Below are 15,159 nucleotides of genomic sequence, written 5' to 3'. Positions count from 1 at the left end.
CGAATTGCTGCTGCCTTATGCGACGCTCGAACCGATCCGCGAACTTCTGCTGCAGATGTTCATGGGCGAAAAATTCGGCCGCGACACGATCTGGGAAAGCCATCTGGCGACCGAACTCTGGGCGACGAAGGTGCCGCTGGAAGCGGTGCTGGACGAGCAACAGCTTACGCTGCGCGACGTGATGGATTTTGCCGTCGGCCAGACCCTGATGCTCAACAGCGGGCCGGAGGGCGCGATCGACCTGCGCTGCGGCGGGGTGCGGCTCGGCAAGGGCAAGATGGGCCGTGTCGGCAATCATGTCGCCGTGCGCGTGGAGCAGGCCATTCGCCAAACGAGGCGCGTCGAACTCGCGCCGGCGCCCGCGCCCGCGGCTCAGATGCCGCAAGGGCCGCTCGATCTGAAAGCCACCGACATCAAACCCGCAGGATCACCGAAATGATGTCCGATCTCCCGCTCAGCACCCTTCTCGAAATCATCGTCTGCGTGTTTCTCGCGGCCACGATCGCCTATTGCGCGATGCTCGACCGGCGGCTGCGCATCATGCGTTCCGGCCAGGACGGGTTGCGCGATCTCGTGCGCGACCTCAACGCCGCGACGCAGCGCGCGGTGACGGCCATCGACGGGCTGAAGCAGGCAAGCGCCGCCACCAACGACGAACTGGGCGAGCGGGTGCGGAACGCCCGCGCGCTTACCGACGAACTCGGACTGATGATCGAAGCCGGCAACAGCATTGCGGAACGGCTGGGCCGCGCCGAACGGACGGCAAGACAGCCGCAACCGACTTTCCAGACGGGGACGGCGCCGCGCTCGGCGCCCGCGCCGCAGCCCGCATCCGCCCGCGATTCCGCAACCGCCGCCCGCGCCGCGCATCAGCTTCTCGATGCGCTGAAGCGAAGCCGCTGAGACACTGAACAGGCCTGAAGCCCATGCTCGACCGCCTTCGTCTTCTGCCGACCGTCATTCTCTGCGCCTCGCTGCTGCTGGTGCTGAAGCTCGCCGATGTGGCGACGGGCGGGGAAAGCGCGTCGTCTCTCGCGGCGATCTCGGTTGCCCATGCGAACGCGCCGCAGGCGGACGAAAAGCCCGCAGGCGAGGCGAAGGCCGAGACCGGGCACGAGGCGAAGACCGCCGAGGAAGCCGCAAGCGCCGACGGCCAACCGGCGACGGCGGAGGCACCGGCAGCACCGGTGGAGTCCCGGCTGAGCAAATCCGAAATTTCCGTGCTGGAAAGCCTTTCCGAGCGGCGCAAGGAACTCGACAGGCGGGCCGACGGCCTCGATACGCGCGAGCAATTGCTGGCCGCCGCCGAGAAGCGCGTCGAGGGACGGATCGCCGAACTGAAGGAAATCGAGGCGCGGATCAACGAAAAGATCGGCCGCCAGGACGCAGAGAACGAAGAACGGCTGGCGGGACTTGTCGCCATGTACGAAACGATGAAGCCCAAGGACGCCGCCCGGATTTTCGAGCGGCTCGACATGGGGGTGCTGCTCGACGTTGTGAAACGGATGCAGCCGCGCAAGATGTCGGCCGTGCTCGCGGCGATGGATCCCGTTGTGGCACAGGAATTGACGGTGGAACTGGCGGTGGGCGACCGGCTGAACCCGGCCCCGGCGGCGACACCCGGAGACGAGGCCGCGCCGGCGCCCGAGGCCGCCGTCAAGCCCGCGCAAAAAGCCAGCTAATCCGCGAAAAACCGGCTTCGCCTTAAATCCCACTTAACCGACCGCCCGATAAACTGCGCCCAGACCCGGCAGAACGCCGTGGTGATGCGAGCAGAAGCTTCAGGGGCATACCGGGCGTGAACGGATTCCACCGATATATCGGGCAACCCAGCGGGGCCGGAACGCCACGTCATTTCCTCTTCGGGATGGCGGTGCTGCTGCTCATGTTTTTCGCGCTGCCGCTCGCGGCGCGCGCGGCTGAGCCCCTGAGCGTCTCGCTGAGCGAGGCCGACGGCTACGGCCGCATGACTTTCAGCCATCCGGGCGGAATGCCCAAGGTCAACGCCGCGATCAACACGGGCGTGCTGGTGCTCGACTTCGACCGGCCCGCCGGTGTCGAGGCGGACCGCTTCATGCAGGCGATGCCGCGCTACGTGTCGATGGCGCGGCAGGACGGCGACCGCCGCACCTTCCGGCTCGCGCTCACCACGGATTTCAGGCTCGACATCAAGAAAGCGGAAAACACGGTCTATGTGGACCTGCTGCCGCCGGACTGGACGGGCAATCCGCCGCCGCTGCCGGCAAATGTGCTGGAGCGGGTCGCGGCCGCGGAAGAGGCCAGGCGGGCGGCCGAGGAAGCGGATCGGCTGGCGAAAGCGCAGGGCGTCGTGGAGCCCGACGCGCCGCTGCCCGATCTTTCGGTGCGGGTGGTCACGCGCGACGGCATGACGCGGCTCGTCTTCGACTGGAACCAGCCGGTGCTTTATTCGCTCGTGCAGCGGCAGGGGCTCGCCACGATCACATTCGACCGGACGGCGACCGTCGATCTGTCGTCGCTGCGCGTCGACCCGCCGCCTTATCTCAGCCATGCCAGCGCCATCGAACATGACGGCAGGCTCGCCGTGATCCTGACGCTGAAGCCGGGGGTCAACGTCAAGGACTTCCGCGAGGATATGGGCGTGGTGCTCGACCTGAAGCCGGCGCAGGGCGGCGTGGCGGAGGAAGCGAAGGCGACCGCGGCGGCGCTGACGGAAGAGACGAAGGCGGAAGAGAAGAAGGCGCCGGCGCCGAAGGACATCCGGCCGGATGCCGCGCGGGAGGCGGAACAGCCCGCCGCAGTGGCAGAGGCGCCGGAAGATGCTCCGTCAGCGGAGGAAATGGCGGAAAAGCCGGTCGAGACGAGCGCGATGCCGGAAGGCGGGCGGCCCGAAGGAAAGGCCGTCGTCCGCATCCGGCCGGGCCGGAGCGGCATGGACGTCATCGTGTCGTGGCCGGAGCCTGTCGGCGCGGCCGTGTTCGAACGTGCCGGCCGGTTGTGGGCGGTGTTCGACGGGGTGCTGCCGATCGATATTTCGGGGGTCGAGACGGAAACGTCCGATCCCTTCGGTGCGCCGGAGGTGGTGAGCTTCGAGGGCGGGACGGCGCTGGTGCTGCCGCTTCGCGAGCGGGTGCTGATCGGCGCGGTCGAGGACGGCGCGTCGTGGCGCATCTCGGCGGGCGAGACGCTGGCAACGACGGGACGGCCGATTTCGATTTCGCGCAACTGGCGCGAGGACGGGCGCGGCAGCGTGACCTTCGACCTCGCCGGCGCAAGGCGCGTTCTCACCATGACGGATTCGCTGGTGCGTGACAGGATCGTGGTGGCGACGGCGCGGGGCCCGGTGCAATCGCTGCAGATGCCGCGAAGCTTCGTCGAGTTCCAGGCGCTGCAGACGGCGCAGGGGATCGCCATCGTGCCGGTCGCCGACGATGTGAACGTCGCCGCAGCGCCGGACAATGTGCTGGTGTCGCGGCGCGAGGGGCTGACGCTCTCCGCCGACGATCATCGGGATGGCAATGGCGAGATTGAAAGTGCGGCGGTCGCCTCGGCGCCTGTGACGGCGCTGATGGATTTCGCGGAATGGCGCAAGGCGCCGGGCGAGACGTTCACCGAGCGGCGCCAGTATTACCTTTCGCGCTTCGTGCAGGCGCAGGCGCATGAACTCGGCAAGCTGCGGTTCGAATACGGGCGGTTCCTGCTGGCCTACGGGCTCGCGCCGGAAGCGCGCTCCATGCTCGAGAAAGCGGCCGAGGCGAATACGCGCTACGGGCTGGACCCGACCTATCGCGCGGTAAAGGGCGTCGCCGGGGTGATGAGCGGGCGCTATGTCGACGCGATCAACGACCTTTCCTCCACTGGGCTCGAGAATGCGCCCCATGCAGCGGTCTGGCGCGGGCTCGCGCGGACGGAGCTCGGCCATTGGGAAGCGGCGCGGACGCAATTCGGGCTTGCCGGTGCGATCGTCGATGCGTTCGACGACGATCTGCGGACGCTGTTCCGGGCGCGGGCGGCGAAGGCGTCGCTGAAAGGCGGCGACATCGCGGCCGCGCAGCATTACGCGGAAGGATTTCCCCCAGCGCCGCCGGGCCGGCAGGCCAAGGCCGAAATCCTGCTCGTCAACGCGATGATCTCGGATGCGCGCGGCGGGACAGAAGAGGCGGTGAAACGTTACGACGCCGCGATCGCGGACGGCTATCCGCCGGTCGCGGCGCGGGCCCGCTTCGGCAAGGCGGTGCTGCTGCACAAGACGGGAAAACTCGACGACGAGGATTTTGCGAAGGAGCTCGAGTCGCTGCGTTTCGCGTGGCGCGGCGACGGCCTCGAACTCGATGTGCTGACGCAACTGGCGGCGCTGCGGCTGGAGAAGGGCGACATCGCCGAGGCGCTGAAGCTCATGCGGATCGCGACGGCGAATTATCCCGACAGCGACGAGGCGCACCGGATGAACATGCGCATGTCGGACATCTTCGCGGATTATTTCCTGAGCGAGAAGGCGAACGAGATGCCGCCGGTGCAGGCGCTGGCCTTTTTCGACGCCTTCAAGGAGTTGACGCCCATCGGAAGCAAGGGCGACGAGATGATCCGCCACCTCGCGGAGCGGCTGGTCGCGGTCGACCTGTTGCCGCAGGCCGAGCATCTGCTCGACTACCAGGTGGCCAACCGGCTGCATGGCGGCGTCGCCAAGGCGCAGGTCGCGGCGAGGCTCGCGGCCATCTATCTCCTCGACCAGAAGCCCGACCGTGCGCTGGCGGCGCTGCGGGCGACGAAGCAGAACCTGTTGCCCGAGGCGATCACCGAGCGGCGGAGACTGCTGGAAGCGCGCGCGCTGGCGGAGCTGAAGCAGTACGACAACGCGCTCGACCTGTTGGAGGAGAAGACCGACGATCTCGCTGTGCGGCTGCGCGTGGACGTGTTGTGGGACGGCGGCCGCTGGACGGAGGCGGGCCCCGCCATCGAAGCGCTGCTCGGCGATATATGGAAGGCGGAGGAGCCGCTTTCCGACGAGGCGCGGCTTCTGGTGATGCGCGGCGCCATTGCCTATTCGCTCGGCGGCGACGAGGAAGGCCTCTCGCGGCTGCGCCTGAAATTCGGCGATGCGATGCGCGAGAGCGTGGATGCGAGCGCGTTTGCCATCGTCTCGGACCCGATCGTGAAGCAGGGCGTCGCCTTCCGCGAGATGGCGAGCCGGATCGCGTCGATCGATACGCTGGACCGGTTTCTCGCCTCGCTGAAAACGACGGAAGAGACGGTGCTGAACTAGGTTCCGAAGCTCTGCACCAGGCTGCCCGCGATCAGCGACCAGCCATCCACCAGCACGAAGAAGATGAGCTTGAACGGCAGTGAGATAATCACCGGCGGCAACATCATCATGCCCATGGACATGAGGACCGAGGCGACCACCATGTCGATGACGATGAAGGGCAGGAAGACGAGGAAGCCGATCTCGAAGGCGCGACGCAGTTCGCTGATCATGAAGGCGGGCACGATCACCTGAAGGCCGATGTCGGTGGCTTCTTCGGGTTCTTCCGCGTTCGACAGGTCGACGAAGAGCTGGAGATCCTGCTTGCGGACCTGCGCCAGCATGAAGGTCTTGAAGGGAATGCTCGACCTCTCGAAGGCTTCCGCGGTTTCGATCTGCTGGTTCATCAAGGGCTCGATGCCGTCATTATAGGCGGCCGTGAAGGTCGGCGTCATGACGAAGGCGGTGAGGAACAGCGCGAGGCTGACGAGCACGGCATTCGGCGGCGACTGCTGCATGCCGAGCGCGGTGCGGAGCAGGCCCAGCACCACGATGATGCGCACGAAGGACGTCACCATGATGAGGATCGACGGCGCGAGGCTCAGCACCGTGACGAGGGCGACGATCTGCACGACATGATCGGTCAGGCCGAGATTGTCGGAGAGGTCGACCTGGATGGTTTCGGCGAAGGCCGGATGCGCGAAGCCGAAGCTCAGCAGGACGAGGGCGAGCGCCGGAAGGATTTTACGAAGAAAGCGGATCACGCGCGGCGCTCCTTGATGAAATCGACGATGCGCTGGAACTGAAGCACAGGGGCGGGCGAGGCGAGAGCCGTACCGTCGGCGATCTCCGCCGGCGCGGGCGCGTCGATGCCGCCTTCGATCAGCAGCGGCCGGTCGCCGCCCGTCAGGATGAGATGCTCCTTGCCGTCGCGGCGAATGAGCACGAGGCGGAGCTTCGGATCGAGCTGCTTCACCTCGACGATGCCGAGGCGGCGCTGCGAACCCGGTGCGGTGACGCCGCCGGGCACAAGGCCGAAACGTTTCGCCAGCATCGCGCACAGGCCGATCAGGCCGATGATGAAAGCGAGTGCGGCGACGAACCGGAAGATTTCCGAGAAGTCCATTTTGGATTGCATCCCCACCAGAGAGCGGCCCCCGGCACGCCCTGTCATGGGAAGAATTTGCCGCGTCAGACTTAATGCCGGGTTAAGGGCAAGCGTTTCCGCGCGTCGCATTGGTTACCGGTTTGTAAACGCACTGGAACCATTTTGCCGCGTTAGGGCGATCTTAACTCTCAGGCGCAAGACTTCCCTCTGCCGCCAAGGAATGCGTGGCTTCGGATCCGGATGTTCAAGCGCTCAGAACGAGTGCGCGACGAGCCGGTCGCGGGGGCACGCGGGCAATGGCAATCGGCGATCTTCCCATCTTCGACATGATGAAGCAGCGGCTGCACTGGCTGACCGCGCGTCAGCAGGTGCTTGCGCAGAACGTCGCGAATTCCGACACGCCGGGCTATGCCGCACAGGATCTCAAGGAACTCGATTTCGGCGCGCTGGTGAAGCGGAGTGGAGCCATGCTCGCGCCGGTCGCGACGCAAAGCGGACATATCGGCAGCCCGGTCGCGGGCGCGGGTTTTCGCGCCGCGCAGGCGACGGGCGGGCAGCTCATGCGGAAGCCGGACTTCGAAACCTCGCCGTCCGGCAATTCGGTGGTGCTCGAAGAGCAGATGATCAAAGTCGCCGAGACGCAGATGGATTACCAGACGGTGACGGGGCTCTATTCGAAGAGTCTCGGCCTCATCAGGATCGCGCTCGGCCGTAGCTGAGCCGCGCTGAAAGGAAAGAACGGACATGAGCGCCATGGACCTGATCAAATCGATGATGGTGGCGGCCTCCGGCCTCAAGGCCCAGAGCGGCCGCATGCGCGTGATCGCGGAAAACATCGCCAACTCGGATTCGACCGCGCGCGTGGCGGGCGGCGATCCCTACCGGCGAAAGATCGTGACCTTCGAGGACAAGCTCAACCGCGAGATCGGCGCGAATACCGTGACGCTCGGACGGCCGGTCTACGACAAAACGGAATTCCAGCTCAAATATATGCCGGGCCATCCGGCGGCGGACGAAGCCGGCTACGTCAAGATGCCGAACGTCAACAGCATGGTCGAGGCGATGGACATGCGCGAGGCGCAGCGTTCCTACGAGGCCAATCTCAATCTCATCCAGGCGTCGCGCCGCATGATCGCGCAGACGATCGACATTCTGCGGAAGTGACGGGGGCTAGATCGACATGACAAGCATTCCGGTATCGGCCGCTCTCAACGCCTATGCCCGCGCGGCGGGAACGGGCGGGGCCGCGCAACTGCCGACAGGCGGGCTCAAGGAAGCCGGCGGCGGCTTCGGCGACGTGCTGAAGCAGGCGCTCGACCAGACGGTCGAGACGTCGAAGGCGGGCGAACAGAAGATGGCGGCTCTCACGGGCACGCATAACGGCAATATCGTCGATGTGGTGACGGCGGTCGCGGAAGCGGAAACCACGCTGCAGACGGTCGTGACCGTGCGGGACAAGGTCATCTCGGCCTATCAGGAAATTTTGAGGATGCCGATCTAAGGGATCGGCCGGGGGCGAAGAACAATATGACCGGACCGGAAATACTCGATCTCGGGCGGCAGGCCATTTACGTGCAGCTTCAGGTCTCCGCGCCGATGATGGCGGTGGCACTGGGTGTCGGCCTTGCGATCGCGCTGTTGCAGGCGCTGACGCAGGTGCAGGAAATGACGCTGGTTTTCGTACCCAAGATCGTTGCGATCTTTCTGACGCTGCTGATCTCGCTTCCCTTCATGTCGCAGGCTCTGGCGGGCTTCATGAACCTCGTCGCCCAGAAAATCGTAACGGGCTGACGGGGCGGGGCCTCCATGATCACCATCGATTTCCTGCCACAGACGGCTTTCATCTTCATGCTGGTGTTCTCGCGTCTTGCCGCGATGATCATGCTCATGCCCGCGCTCGGCGAGGCGAGCATACCGGCTCAGGTGCGGTTGCTGCTGGCGCTGCTTCTTTCCTTCGTGATGATGCCGCTCGTCGCCGGCAGCTATGGCGGCATACCGGATACAGTGCCGGCGCTGGCGGTCATCGTCCTTTCGGAAATCGCGGTCGGCATCTTCATCGGCGCGGCCGCACGCATCATCATGAGCGCGCTGCATGTGGCGGGCAACATCGTCGCGGCGCAGATGAGCCTGTCCTTCGCAATGAACGTCGATCCGTCGCAGGGGCAGCAGGGCGTCCTGATCGCAAATTTTCTCTCGCTGCTCGGTGTCACGCTCATTTTCGCGACCAATCTCGACCATCTGCTGATCGCGGCGATGCGCGACAGCTATGACCTCTTCAAGCCGGGCCAGACGATACCCGTCGGCGATTTTTCGGCGATGGCGGTGAAGATGGTGTCGGGCTCGTTCAAGCTCGGGCTTCAGCTCGCGGCGCCGTTCCTCGTCTTCGGCCTGATTTTCTATCTCGGCATCGGCATCCTTTCGAGGCTGATGCCGCAAATCCAGATTTTCTTCATCGCGATGCCCGCCAACATCGCGCTCGGTTTCATTCTGCTGATGCTGCTGCTCGGCGCCATGATGACGTGGTTCCTGCAGGGCTTCGAGCAGTCCGTTTCGATGTTCGTCGGTTAGGCCGGAGACGCGCGGATGGCCGACCAGGACGATTCGGAAAAAACAGAAGAACCAACCCACCGAAAACTCGAGGAAGCCCATAAAAAGGGCGACCTCGTCAAAAGCCAGGAAGTCAGCACCTGGTTCGTGATGGTGGGCGGCGCGACCGCTATCGCGCTCATGGGCCCGTCCGCGGCGAGTTCCATCATGGGGTCGCTGACGATCTTCCTCGCGCATCCCGACGCCATTCCGATGGATGCCGAACATCTCCGCCGCATCTGGCTCGGCATCGGCGCCAATGCCTTCGCCGCGATGATCGGGCCGCTTGCCATTCTGATCGGCGCGGCGTTGATCGGCCATATCATCCAGCACTCGCCGGTCTTCACCGCCGAGAACATGAAGCCGAAACTCTCCAAGATTTCGCCGAAGGAGGGCCTGAAGAGGCTGTTCGGCCCGAAGAGCTTGATGAACCTCTCAAAGGGCATCGTGAAGCTGGCCGTGGTCGGCTCGGTGTCGTTCCTCATCGTGTGGCCGGAACGCGACCGGCTGGCGCTGATGATGACGTGGGAAATCTCGCAGCTTCTGCCGTTGGTGCAGATGCTCGCCCTGAAGATGTTCGCGGGCGTGATCGCCGTCATGACCGTCGTTGCCGCACTCGACTATCTCTTCGAGTGGATGCAATGGATGAAGAAGCAGCGCATGTCCATCCAGGAAGTGAAGGACGAATACAAGCAGATGGAAGGCGATCCGACGGTGAAGGCGAAGCTGCGCCAGATCCGTGTGGAGCGCGGCCGCAAACGGATGATGGCCGCGGTTCCGACGGCGACCGTCATCATCACGAACCCGACACATTACGCCGTCGCGCTCAAATACGAGCAGGGCATGGGGGCGCCGGTCGTGGTGGCCAAGGGCGTCGATGCCGTCGCCTTCCGCATCCGCGAGGTCGGCAAGGAGAACGACGTGCCGATCATCGAAAACCCGCCGCTTGCCCGCGCGCTTCACGCGACCGTCGAAATCGACCAGGAAATCAAGCCGGAGCACTACAAGGCGGTCGCCGAGGTTATTGGATATGTCATGCGTCTTAAGGCTAAGATCACCGGGCGGAGCCGGAGATGATTCGGGCCGGGAGGGGTTTTTGTGCCGGTTCCCGTTGAAAGTCCAAGGTAACGCCTACAGAAATTAGCGGGAGCGGCTCATGGCCGAGACGCCGGCCGATTACGCCGACAGCATCGATAGCGCGGAAGAACGCGGCGAAGGCCCGGGCGAGGGCGGCTGGACGCTGCCCGCGCGGCGCTGGGTCGTCATCGGTGCGGTGGCGGTGGGCATCGTCACGACGCTTCTGGACGCGCTCGCCGTACACGCTTTCGGCGTTCCCGGCGCGCTTACCGTTTTCGGCCTCGTTTCCATCGGCGGTGCGGTTCTTTACGGGCTCTCCGGCGGCAATGCCGATGCGCTGAGCCGGTCGCCGCTCGCCGCCGCCGATGCGCTGACGGCGCTGCCCGATCCTTGCTATGTGACCGACAGGCGCGGCGCTGTGCTCTTTGCCAACGAAGCCTATCGCGCGCTGGCCGGCGGTTTCGACGCCGCAAGGCCGGCGCCGCTCGAACGGCTGATGGCGGGGCAGGGCGATGCGGCCGAGACGGTGTTCCGGCTGGCGCAGGCGGCGCGGACGGGCTTTGCCGCCGAGGAAGAAGTGAAATTCGGACCGCGCGGCGGCGAGCGGGTCTACCGCGTCGTGGTCAGGCCGCTCAGCGGCCGGGCAGGCGGCGCGGTCTGGCTGTTCCGCGACCTCACGACAGAGCGGGAACGCGCGGAGATTGCCGAGCGCATGCACAAGCGCTCGCTCTCCTATATCGAACAGGCGCCGTTCGGCTTTTTCGCGGCGAACGAGGACGGCAGTCTCGTCTTCCTGAACGCGCGGCTCGGCGCGTGGCTCGGTGCCGAACCTGCGCGCATCGTCGAACGGCGGACGAAGCTCGACGAGCTTGTGCTCGGCGAGGCCCCGGCGCTGACCGAAGGCGACGTGGAGGAGGGCGGCCAGATGCCGCCGCTCGATGTCGATCTTCGCGGACCGGGCGACCGGGCTTTGCCCGTGCGCATCATGCGGACGCGTGTCGCCTCGACGGGCACCCGGCCTGCGCGCATTTTCGCGCTGGTGCTGAACCGGACCACCGGCGACAAGGCGGAAGAGACCGCGCGCGATGCGGAGATGCGCTTTGCGCGCTTCTTCAACAACGCGCCCATCGGCATCGCCACGGTCGACGGCAAAGGCCATATCGACAATGCCAACAGGGCTTTCGTCGCCTATGTGGGCGAGGGCGTGGAGCGGGGGACGAAGCTCGCCGATCTGGTGATGGAGGAAGACCGGGCGGCGGTGGCCGAGGCGGTCGAGCGCGCCATGAGCGGCATGACGGCGAGCGCGCCGGTGGATGTCCGCCTCGCGCGCAATGCCGAATGCGTCGGCCAGCTCTATACGGCGCGCGTCGATACGGGCGCGGGGGCTTCCATCGTGGTCTATCTGATCGACGCGACGGAGCAGAAGTCGCTCGAACTGCAATTCGCGCAGTCGCAGAAGATGCAGGCGGTGGGCCAGCTCGCGGGCGGCGTGGCGCATGACTTCAACAATCTGCTGACGGCCATCATCGGCTTCTGCGACCTGCTGCTCGCGCGCCACCAGGCGGGCGATCCCTCGTTCGCGGACGTGGTGCAGATCAAGCAGAATGCCAACCGGGCGGCGAACCTGACGCGGCAGTTGCTCGCCTTCTCGCGGCGGCAGACGCTGCGGCCCAAGGTTCTCTCGCTGACCGACGCCGTGGCGGAACTGCAGAACCTGCTGGCGCGGCTCCTCACCGAGAAGGTCGAGCTCAAGATCGTGCATGGCCGCGATCTCGGTCTCGTGAAGGTCGACCAGAACCAGCTCGAACAGGTCATCATCAATCTCGCGGTCAATGCGCGCGACGCGATGCCGGACGGCGGCAGGCTCACCATCCGCACCGCCAACGTGTCGGAGGCGGACAGCCGGGCGCTCGATCATCCGCTGATGCCGCATGGCGAATATCTGCTGATCGAGGTGGCGGATACCGGGTCCGGCATTCCGAAGGAGAATCTCGGCAAGATTTTCGAGCCGTTCTACACGACCAAGGACCCCTCCAAGGGCACCGGGCTCGGCCTCTCGACGGTCTATGGCATCGTGAAGCAGACGGGCGGCTTCATCTTCCCCTATTCGACGGTCGGCAAGGGCACCACCTTCCGCATCTACCTGCCGCGCTATGTCGAGACCGCCGCCGACCGGGTGGCGGAAGAAGCCGCCGCCGCGGCGACGCGGGTAGAGCCGGCGGACCTCACCGGCAAGGGCACCATCCTTCTCGTCGAGGACGAGGATGCGGTGCGGACCTTCGCGGCGCGGGCGCTGCAGACGCGCGGCTACGACGTGCTGCAGGCGGAAAGCGGCGAGGCGGCGCTGGCGGTCGTGGAGCAGTTCGAGGGGCGGATCGACTGCGTGGTGTCGGACGTGGTGATGCCGAACATGGACGGGCCGACCATGGCCAAGGCGCTGCGGGGGATGCTGCCCGACACGCCGATCATCTTCGTCTCCGGCTATGCGGAGGACGCCTTCGCCAAGAGCCTCGACCCGGAACAGGAATTCCATTTCCTGCCGAAGCCCTTCTCGCTCAAGCAACTGGCCGCCGCCGTCAAGGAAGTCATGAGCGCGAAGTAGGGGCCGGAGGCGGCGACGCCGCGGAATTGCCGGCAAAGCGGGTGCCGTTAACGACGCGGTGAAATGACGCCCAGCGAATACTGGTTTCACCCTGCCGGAGCATGTATCCTGTGCCGGTATGAAACGACGGGGCGACGCGGTTCACTTCATGCCTGCCAATATTTCAGCCGATCTCGGCGACCTCCGGCCGGACAGTTCCCGGCCCGCCCGCACCAGCGCGGAGAACCACCGCGCGGCGCTGGCCGTGGCGCGGCGCCATATGGGCCATGTCGCCTGGCCGACGGTGTTCGTGTCGCTCGGCTCGCTGACGGGGCTTGCCGTGTCGAGCGCGGCGGGGCTCACCGGCTTCTGGCCGCTCTGGGTGTCGATGCTGGTCAACGGCTATCTGCTGCTGATGCAGTTCATGGCCGTTCACGACGGCATCCACGACGCGATCTCGGGCGACGACCGGCGCTACAAATGGCTGAACGATGCGCTCGCCTGGATCGGCGGCATCGCCACGCTCATTCCCTATCGCGGCTACGACGTGATGCATCTCGTGCATCACCGCTATACCAACGATTTCGAGCGCGACCCGGATACGTGGTGCGCCTCCGGCAATCCGCTGGCGCTGGTGCTGCGTTTCTTCACGCAGACACCGCACTACATCTACCTGATGACGCGGATGGGGATGTGGAAGGACCCGGCGCATCGCCGCGAATATTTCATCGCCGGCGCGCATCACCTGGCCGCGTGGACGCTGGTCGCGGTCGGCTTCGTCCAGGGCTGGGGTTGGGAAATCCTGATGCTGTGGATTTTCCCGACCTTCCTCAACGTCGCGCTGATCGGGCTCGTCTTCAACTACCTGCCGCACCGGCCGCATCTGTCGCAGGAGCGCTACCGGGATTCGGGCGTCTTCCTGCTGCCGCGCGCCATTCACCGGCTGGTGACAGTGCTCGACATGTACCAGACCTATCACCTCATCCATCACCTCTTCCCGCGCATTCCCTTCTACCGGATCGGCGCCGCCTTCCACGAAATGCGGCCGATCCTCGAAGCCGAAGGGGCGGCGATCCACGACTGGACCCATGCCTGGGACCGCAAGCGCGGCGCCGTGCCCGCGCGGCCCGTGGCAGGCGTGGCGCCCGGCGCGCGCATGGCGCGGACGGGGACGGCGGAAGGTGCGCGCGCAAGCGCCGAAGCGGAACGTCGCGCGAACACGGTCTGAATTTCCCTTTGAACTCAATGGCTTGAATTTTTCGTTGCCAATGAGAACAAAATAGGTACATTGACCGATATAGACGAACGGCGCGTTGCGCGACTCGGCGGGCAATGGAATAAGGGGAAATCGGTCATGTCCAAGAATGTAGTGAGCCTCGTGAAAGACGATTCCGACAAGAAGAAGGCGCTGGACGCCGCTCTCAGCCAGATCGAGCGGTCGTTCGGCAAGGGTTCCATCATGCGGCTCGGCAAGAACGAGCAGATCGTCGAGATCGAGTCGATTTCGACCGGATCGCTCGGGCTCGATATCGCGCTCGGCATCGGCGGATTGCCGCGCGGCCGGGTCATCGAAATCTACGGACCGGAATCGTCGGGCAAGACCACGCTGGCGCTGCAGACCATTGCCGAGGCCCAGAAGAAGGGCGGCGTCTGCGCCTTTATCGACGCGGAACACGCGCTCGACCCGATCTATGCCCGCAAGCTCGGCGTGCAGCTCGACGACCTGCTGATTTCCCAGCCCGATACCGGCGAGCAGGCGCTCGAGATCGCGGACACACTGGTCCGTTCGGGCGCGGTCGACGTGCTGGTGGTCGACTCGGTCGCGGCGCTGACGCCGAAGGCCGAACTCGAGGGCGAGATGGGCGACAGCCTGCCGGGCCTTCAGGCGCGGCTGATGAGCCAGGCGCTCCGCAAGCTCACCGGCTCGATTTCCAAGTCGAACACGATGGTCGTCTTCATCAACCAGATCCGCATGAAGATCGGTGTGATGTTCGGCAGCCCGGAAACGACGACCGGCGGCAATGCGCTCAAGTTCTACGCCTCCGTCCGCCTCGACATCCGCCGCATCGGCGCGATCAAGGAACGCGACGAGGTGGTGGGCAACCAGACCCGCGTGAAGGTGGTGAAGAACAAGGTCGCGCCGCCCTTCAAGCAGGTCGAATTCGACATCATGTATGGCGAGGGCATTTCCAAGATGGGCGAACTGGTCGATCTCGGCTCCAAGGCCGGTATCGTCGAGAAGTCGGGTTCCTGGTTCTCCTACAACAGCCAGCGCATCGGGCAGGGCCGCGAGAACGCCAAGCAGTTCCTCCGGGACAATCCGGACATGGCGGCCGAGATCGAAGCCGCGATCCGTCAGAACGCGGGCCTCATCGCCGAGAAGATCATGGAAGTTCCCGGCAATGAGCGCGACGAGGACGATGGCGGCGACATGGAAGCCAGCGCGTAAGAGTTTACTTTCGGTTCTCTAGCCGAATGTGCGAGGCGGCGCCGGGTACCCTCCGGCGCCGCTTTCTTTTTGCGGCTCCCTGCGGCGGCCCGATGCCGTTTTGCGGCTCCTTGCGGCGATCCGCCGCCTTTCTGGAC

At 65.4% G+C, this 15,159-nt stretch carries 15 protein-coding genes; 13 read left to right on the top strand and 2 right to left on the bottom strand.

The window, feature by feature from the left end:
• The 4 genes from Q8S60_RS16765 to Q8S60_RS16750 form a co-directional block, all read left to right on the top strand.
• On the top strand, positions 1–439 hold a 439-nt coding region (locus Q8S60_RS16765), incomplete at its 5' end, for a FliM/FliN family flagellar motor switch protein (protein WP_305668729.1).
• On the top strand, positions 436–903 hold the full coding sequence (locus tag Q8S60_RS16760) for a DUF6468 domain-containing protein (protein WP_305276620.1): 468 nt from the start codon (positions 436–438) through the stop codon (positions 901–903). The genes Q8S60_RS16765 and Q8S60_RS16760, both read left to right, overlap by 4 nt.
• A gap of 23 nt (positions 904–926) precedes the next feature.
• A complete protein-coding gene (locus Q8S60_RS16755) occupies positions 927–1,682 on the top strand; it encodes a hypothetical protein (RefSeq protein ID WP_305276621.1) in 756 nt (251 codons plus the stop codon).
• 116 nt (positions 1,683–1,798) lie between these two features.
• Complete coding sequence (locus Q8S60_RS16750) at positions 1,799–5,242, top strand: tetratricopeptide repeat protein (protein WP_305276622.1); 3,444 nt, start codon at positions 1,799–1,801, stop codon at positions 5,240–5,242.
• Here the strand turns inward: Q8S60_RS16750 and fliP are convergent.
• Together fliP and Q8S60_RS16740 are read right to left on the bottom strand one after the other, a co-directional pair.
• Positions 5,239–5,985 (bottom strand): flagellar type III secretion system pore protein FliP, encoded by a 747-nt coding sequence (fliP, locus tag Q8S60_RS16745; RefSeq protein WP_305276623.1) that lies wholly within the window; start codon positions 5,983–5,985, stop codon positions 5,239–5,241. The genes Q8S60_RS16750 and fliP overlap by 4 nt on opposite strands.
• A complete protein-coding gene (locus tag Q8S60_RS16740) occupies positions 5,982–6,347 on the bottom strand; it encodes a flagellar biosynthetic protein FliO (RefSeq protein ID WP_305276624.1) in 366 nt (121 codons plus the stop codon). Before Q8S60_RS16740 ends, fliP begins: the two co-directional genes overlap by 4 nt.
• 278 nt (positions 6,348–6,625) lie before the next feature.
• Here Q8S60_RS16740 and Q8S60_RS16735 point away from each other — a divergent pair, with 278 nt between their 5' ends.
• The 9 genes from Q8S60_RS16735 (at position 6,626) to recA (ending at position 15,022) form a co-directional block, all read left to right on the top strand.
• Positions 6,626–7,048 carry a flagellar basal body protein gene (locus Q8S60_RS16735; protein WP_305276625.1) on the top strand — a complete coding sequence of 141 codons (423 nt, stop codon included), beginning with the start codon at positions 6,626–6,628 and terminating at the stop codon, positions 7,046–7,048.
• A 34-nt stretch (positions 7,049–7,082) separates the two neighbouring features.
• Positions 7,083–7,493, top strand: a complete 411-nt coding sequence (flgC, locus tag Q8S60_RS16730; RefSeq protein WP_305276786.1) for a flagellar basal body rod protein FlgC — start codon at positions 7,083–7,085, stop codon at positions 7,491–7,493.
• A gap of 16 nt (positions 7,494–7,509) precedes the next feature.
• Positions 7,510–7,830 (top strand): flagellar hook-basal body complex protein FliE, encoded by a 321-nt coding sequence (gene fliE / locus Q8S60_RS16725; protein WP_305276626.1) that lies wholly within the window; start codon positions 7,510–7,512, stop codon positions 7,828–7,830.
• Positions 7,831–7,856: 26 nt separating this feature from the next.
• Positions 7,857–8,120 (top strand): flagellar biosynthesis protein FliQ, encoded by a 264-nt coding sequence (gene fliQ / locus Q8S60_RS16720; RefSeq protein WP_305276627.1) that lies wholly within the window; start codon positions 7,857–7,859, stop codon positions 8,118–8,120.
• Between the two features lie 15 nt (positions 8,121–8,135).
• Positions 8,136–8,897 carry a flagellar biosynthetic protein FliR gene (gene fliR, locus Q8S60_RS16715; protein ID WP_305276628.1) on the top strand — a complete coding sequence of 254 codons (762 nt, stop codon included), beginning with the start codon at positions 8,136–8,138 and terminating at the stop codon, positions 8,895–8,897.
• A gap of 15 nt (positions 8,898–8,912) precedes the next feature.
• Positions 8,913–9,992: a flagellar biosynthesis protein FlhB gene (gene flhB / locus Q8S60_RS16710; RefSeq protein ID WP_305276629.1), complete on the top strand. Its 1,080-nt coding sequence runs from the start codon at positions 8,913–8,915 to the stop codon at positions 9,990–9,992.
• 79 nt (positions 9,993–10,071) lie between these two features.
• Positions 10,072–12,594: a PAS domain-containing protein gene (locus tag Q8S60_RS16705; protein WP_305276630.1), complete on the top strand. Its 2,523-nt coding sequence runs from the start codon at positions 10,072–10,074 to the stop codon at positions 12,592–12,594.
• 118 nt (positions 12,595–12,712) lie between these two features.
• Positions 12,713–13,801 (top strand): fatty acid desaturase, encoded by a 1,089-nt coding sequence (locus Q8S60_RS16700; RefSeq protein WP_305276631.1) that lies wholly within the window; start codon positions 12,713–12,715, stop codon positions 13,799–13,801.
• Between the two features lie 126 nt (positions 13,802–13,927).
• Positions 13,928–15,022, top strand: coding sequence for a recombinase RecA (recA, locus tag Q8S60_RS16695; RefSeq protein WP_305276632.1), 1,095 nt, complete (start codon positions 13,928–13,930; stop codon positions 15,020–15,022).
• The last annotated feature ends 137 nt before the right edge of the window (positions 15,023–15,159 follow it).

This window comes from Parvibaculum sp. (genome assembly GCF_030694575.1).
In the GTDB taxonomy this organism is placed as follows: Bacteria; Pseudomonadota; Alphaproteobacteria; order Parvibaculales; family Parvibaculaceae; genus Parvibaculum.
Note: the sequence above shows the minus strand (reverse complement) of the source record. Positions and strands in the feature narration are given on the sequence as shown.

What these genes read in the sequence shown, in the direction of transcription:
- Q8S60_RS16760 (WP_305276620.1), top strand. Translation starts at nt 436, where the DNA reads ATGATGTCCGATCTCCCGCTCAGCACCCTTCTCGAAATCATCGTCTGC.
- Q8S60_RS16755 (WP_305276621.1), top strand. Translation starts at nt 927, where the DNA reads ATGCTCGACCGCCTTCGTCTTCTGCCGACCGTCATTCTCTGCGCCTCG.
- Q8S60_RS16740 (WP_305276624.1), bottom strand. Translation starts at nt 6,347, where the DNA reads ATGGACTTCTCGGAAATCTTCCGGTTCGTCGCCGCACTCGCTTTCATC.
- Q8S60_RS16735 (WP_305276625.1), top strand. Translation starts at nt 6,626, where the DNA reads ATGGCAATCGGCGATCTTCCCATCTTCGACATGATGAAGCAGCGGCTG.
- flgC (WP_305276786.1), top strand. Translation starts at nt 7,083, where the DNA reads ATGGACCTGATCAAATCGATGATGGTGGCGGCCTCCGGCCTCAAGGCC.
- fliE (WP_305276626.1), top strand. Translation starts at nt 7,510, where the DNA reads ATGACAAGCATTCCGGTATCGGCCGCTCTCAACGCCTATGCCCGCGCG.
- fliQ (WP_305276627.1), top strand. Translation starts at nt 7,857, where the DNA reads ATGACCGGACCGGAAATACTCGATCTCGGGCGGCAGGCCATTTACGTG.
- fliR (WP_305276628.1), top strand. Translation starts at nt 8,136, where the DNA reads ATGATCACCATCGATTTCCTGCCACAGACGGCTTTCATCTTCATGCTG.
- flhB (WP_305276629.1), top strand. Translation starts at nt 8,913, where the DNA reads ATGGCCGACCAGGACGATTCGGAAAAAACAGAAGAACCAACCCACCGA.
- Q8S60_RS16705 (WP_305276630.1), top strand. Translation starts at nt 10,072, where the DNA reads ATGGCCGAGACGCCGGCCGATTACGCCGACAGCATCGATAGCGCGGAA.
- Q8S60_RS16700 (WP_305276631.1), top strand. Translation starts at nt 12,713, where the DNA reads ATGAAACGACGGGGCGACGCGGTTCACTTCATGCCTGCCAATATTTCA.
- recA (WP_305276632.1), top strand. Translation starts at nt 13,928, where the DNA reads ATGTCCAAGAATGTAGTGAGCCTCGTGAAAGACGATTCCGACAAGAAG.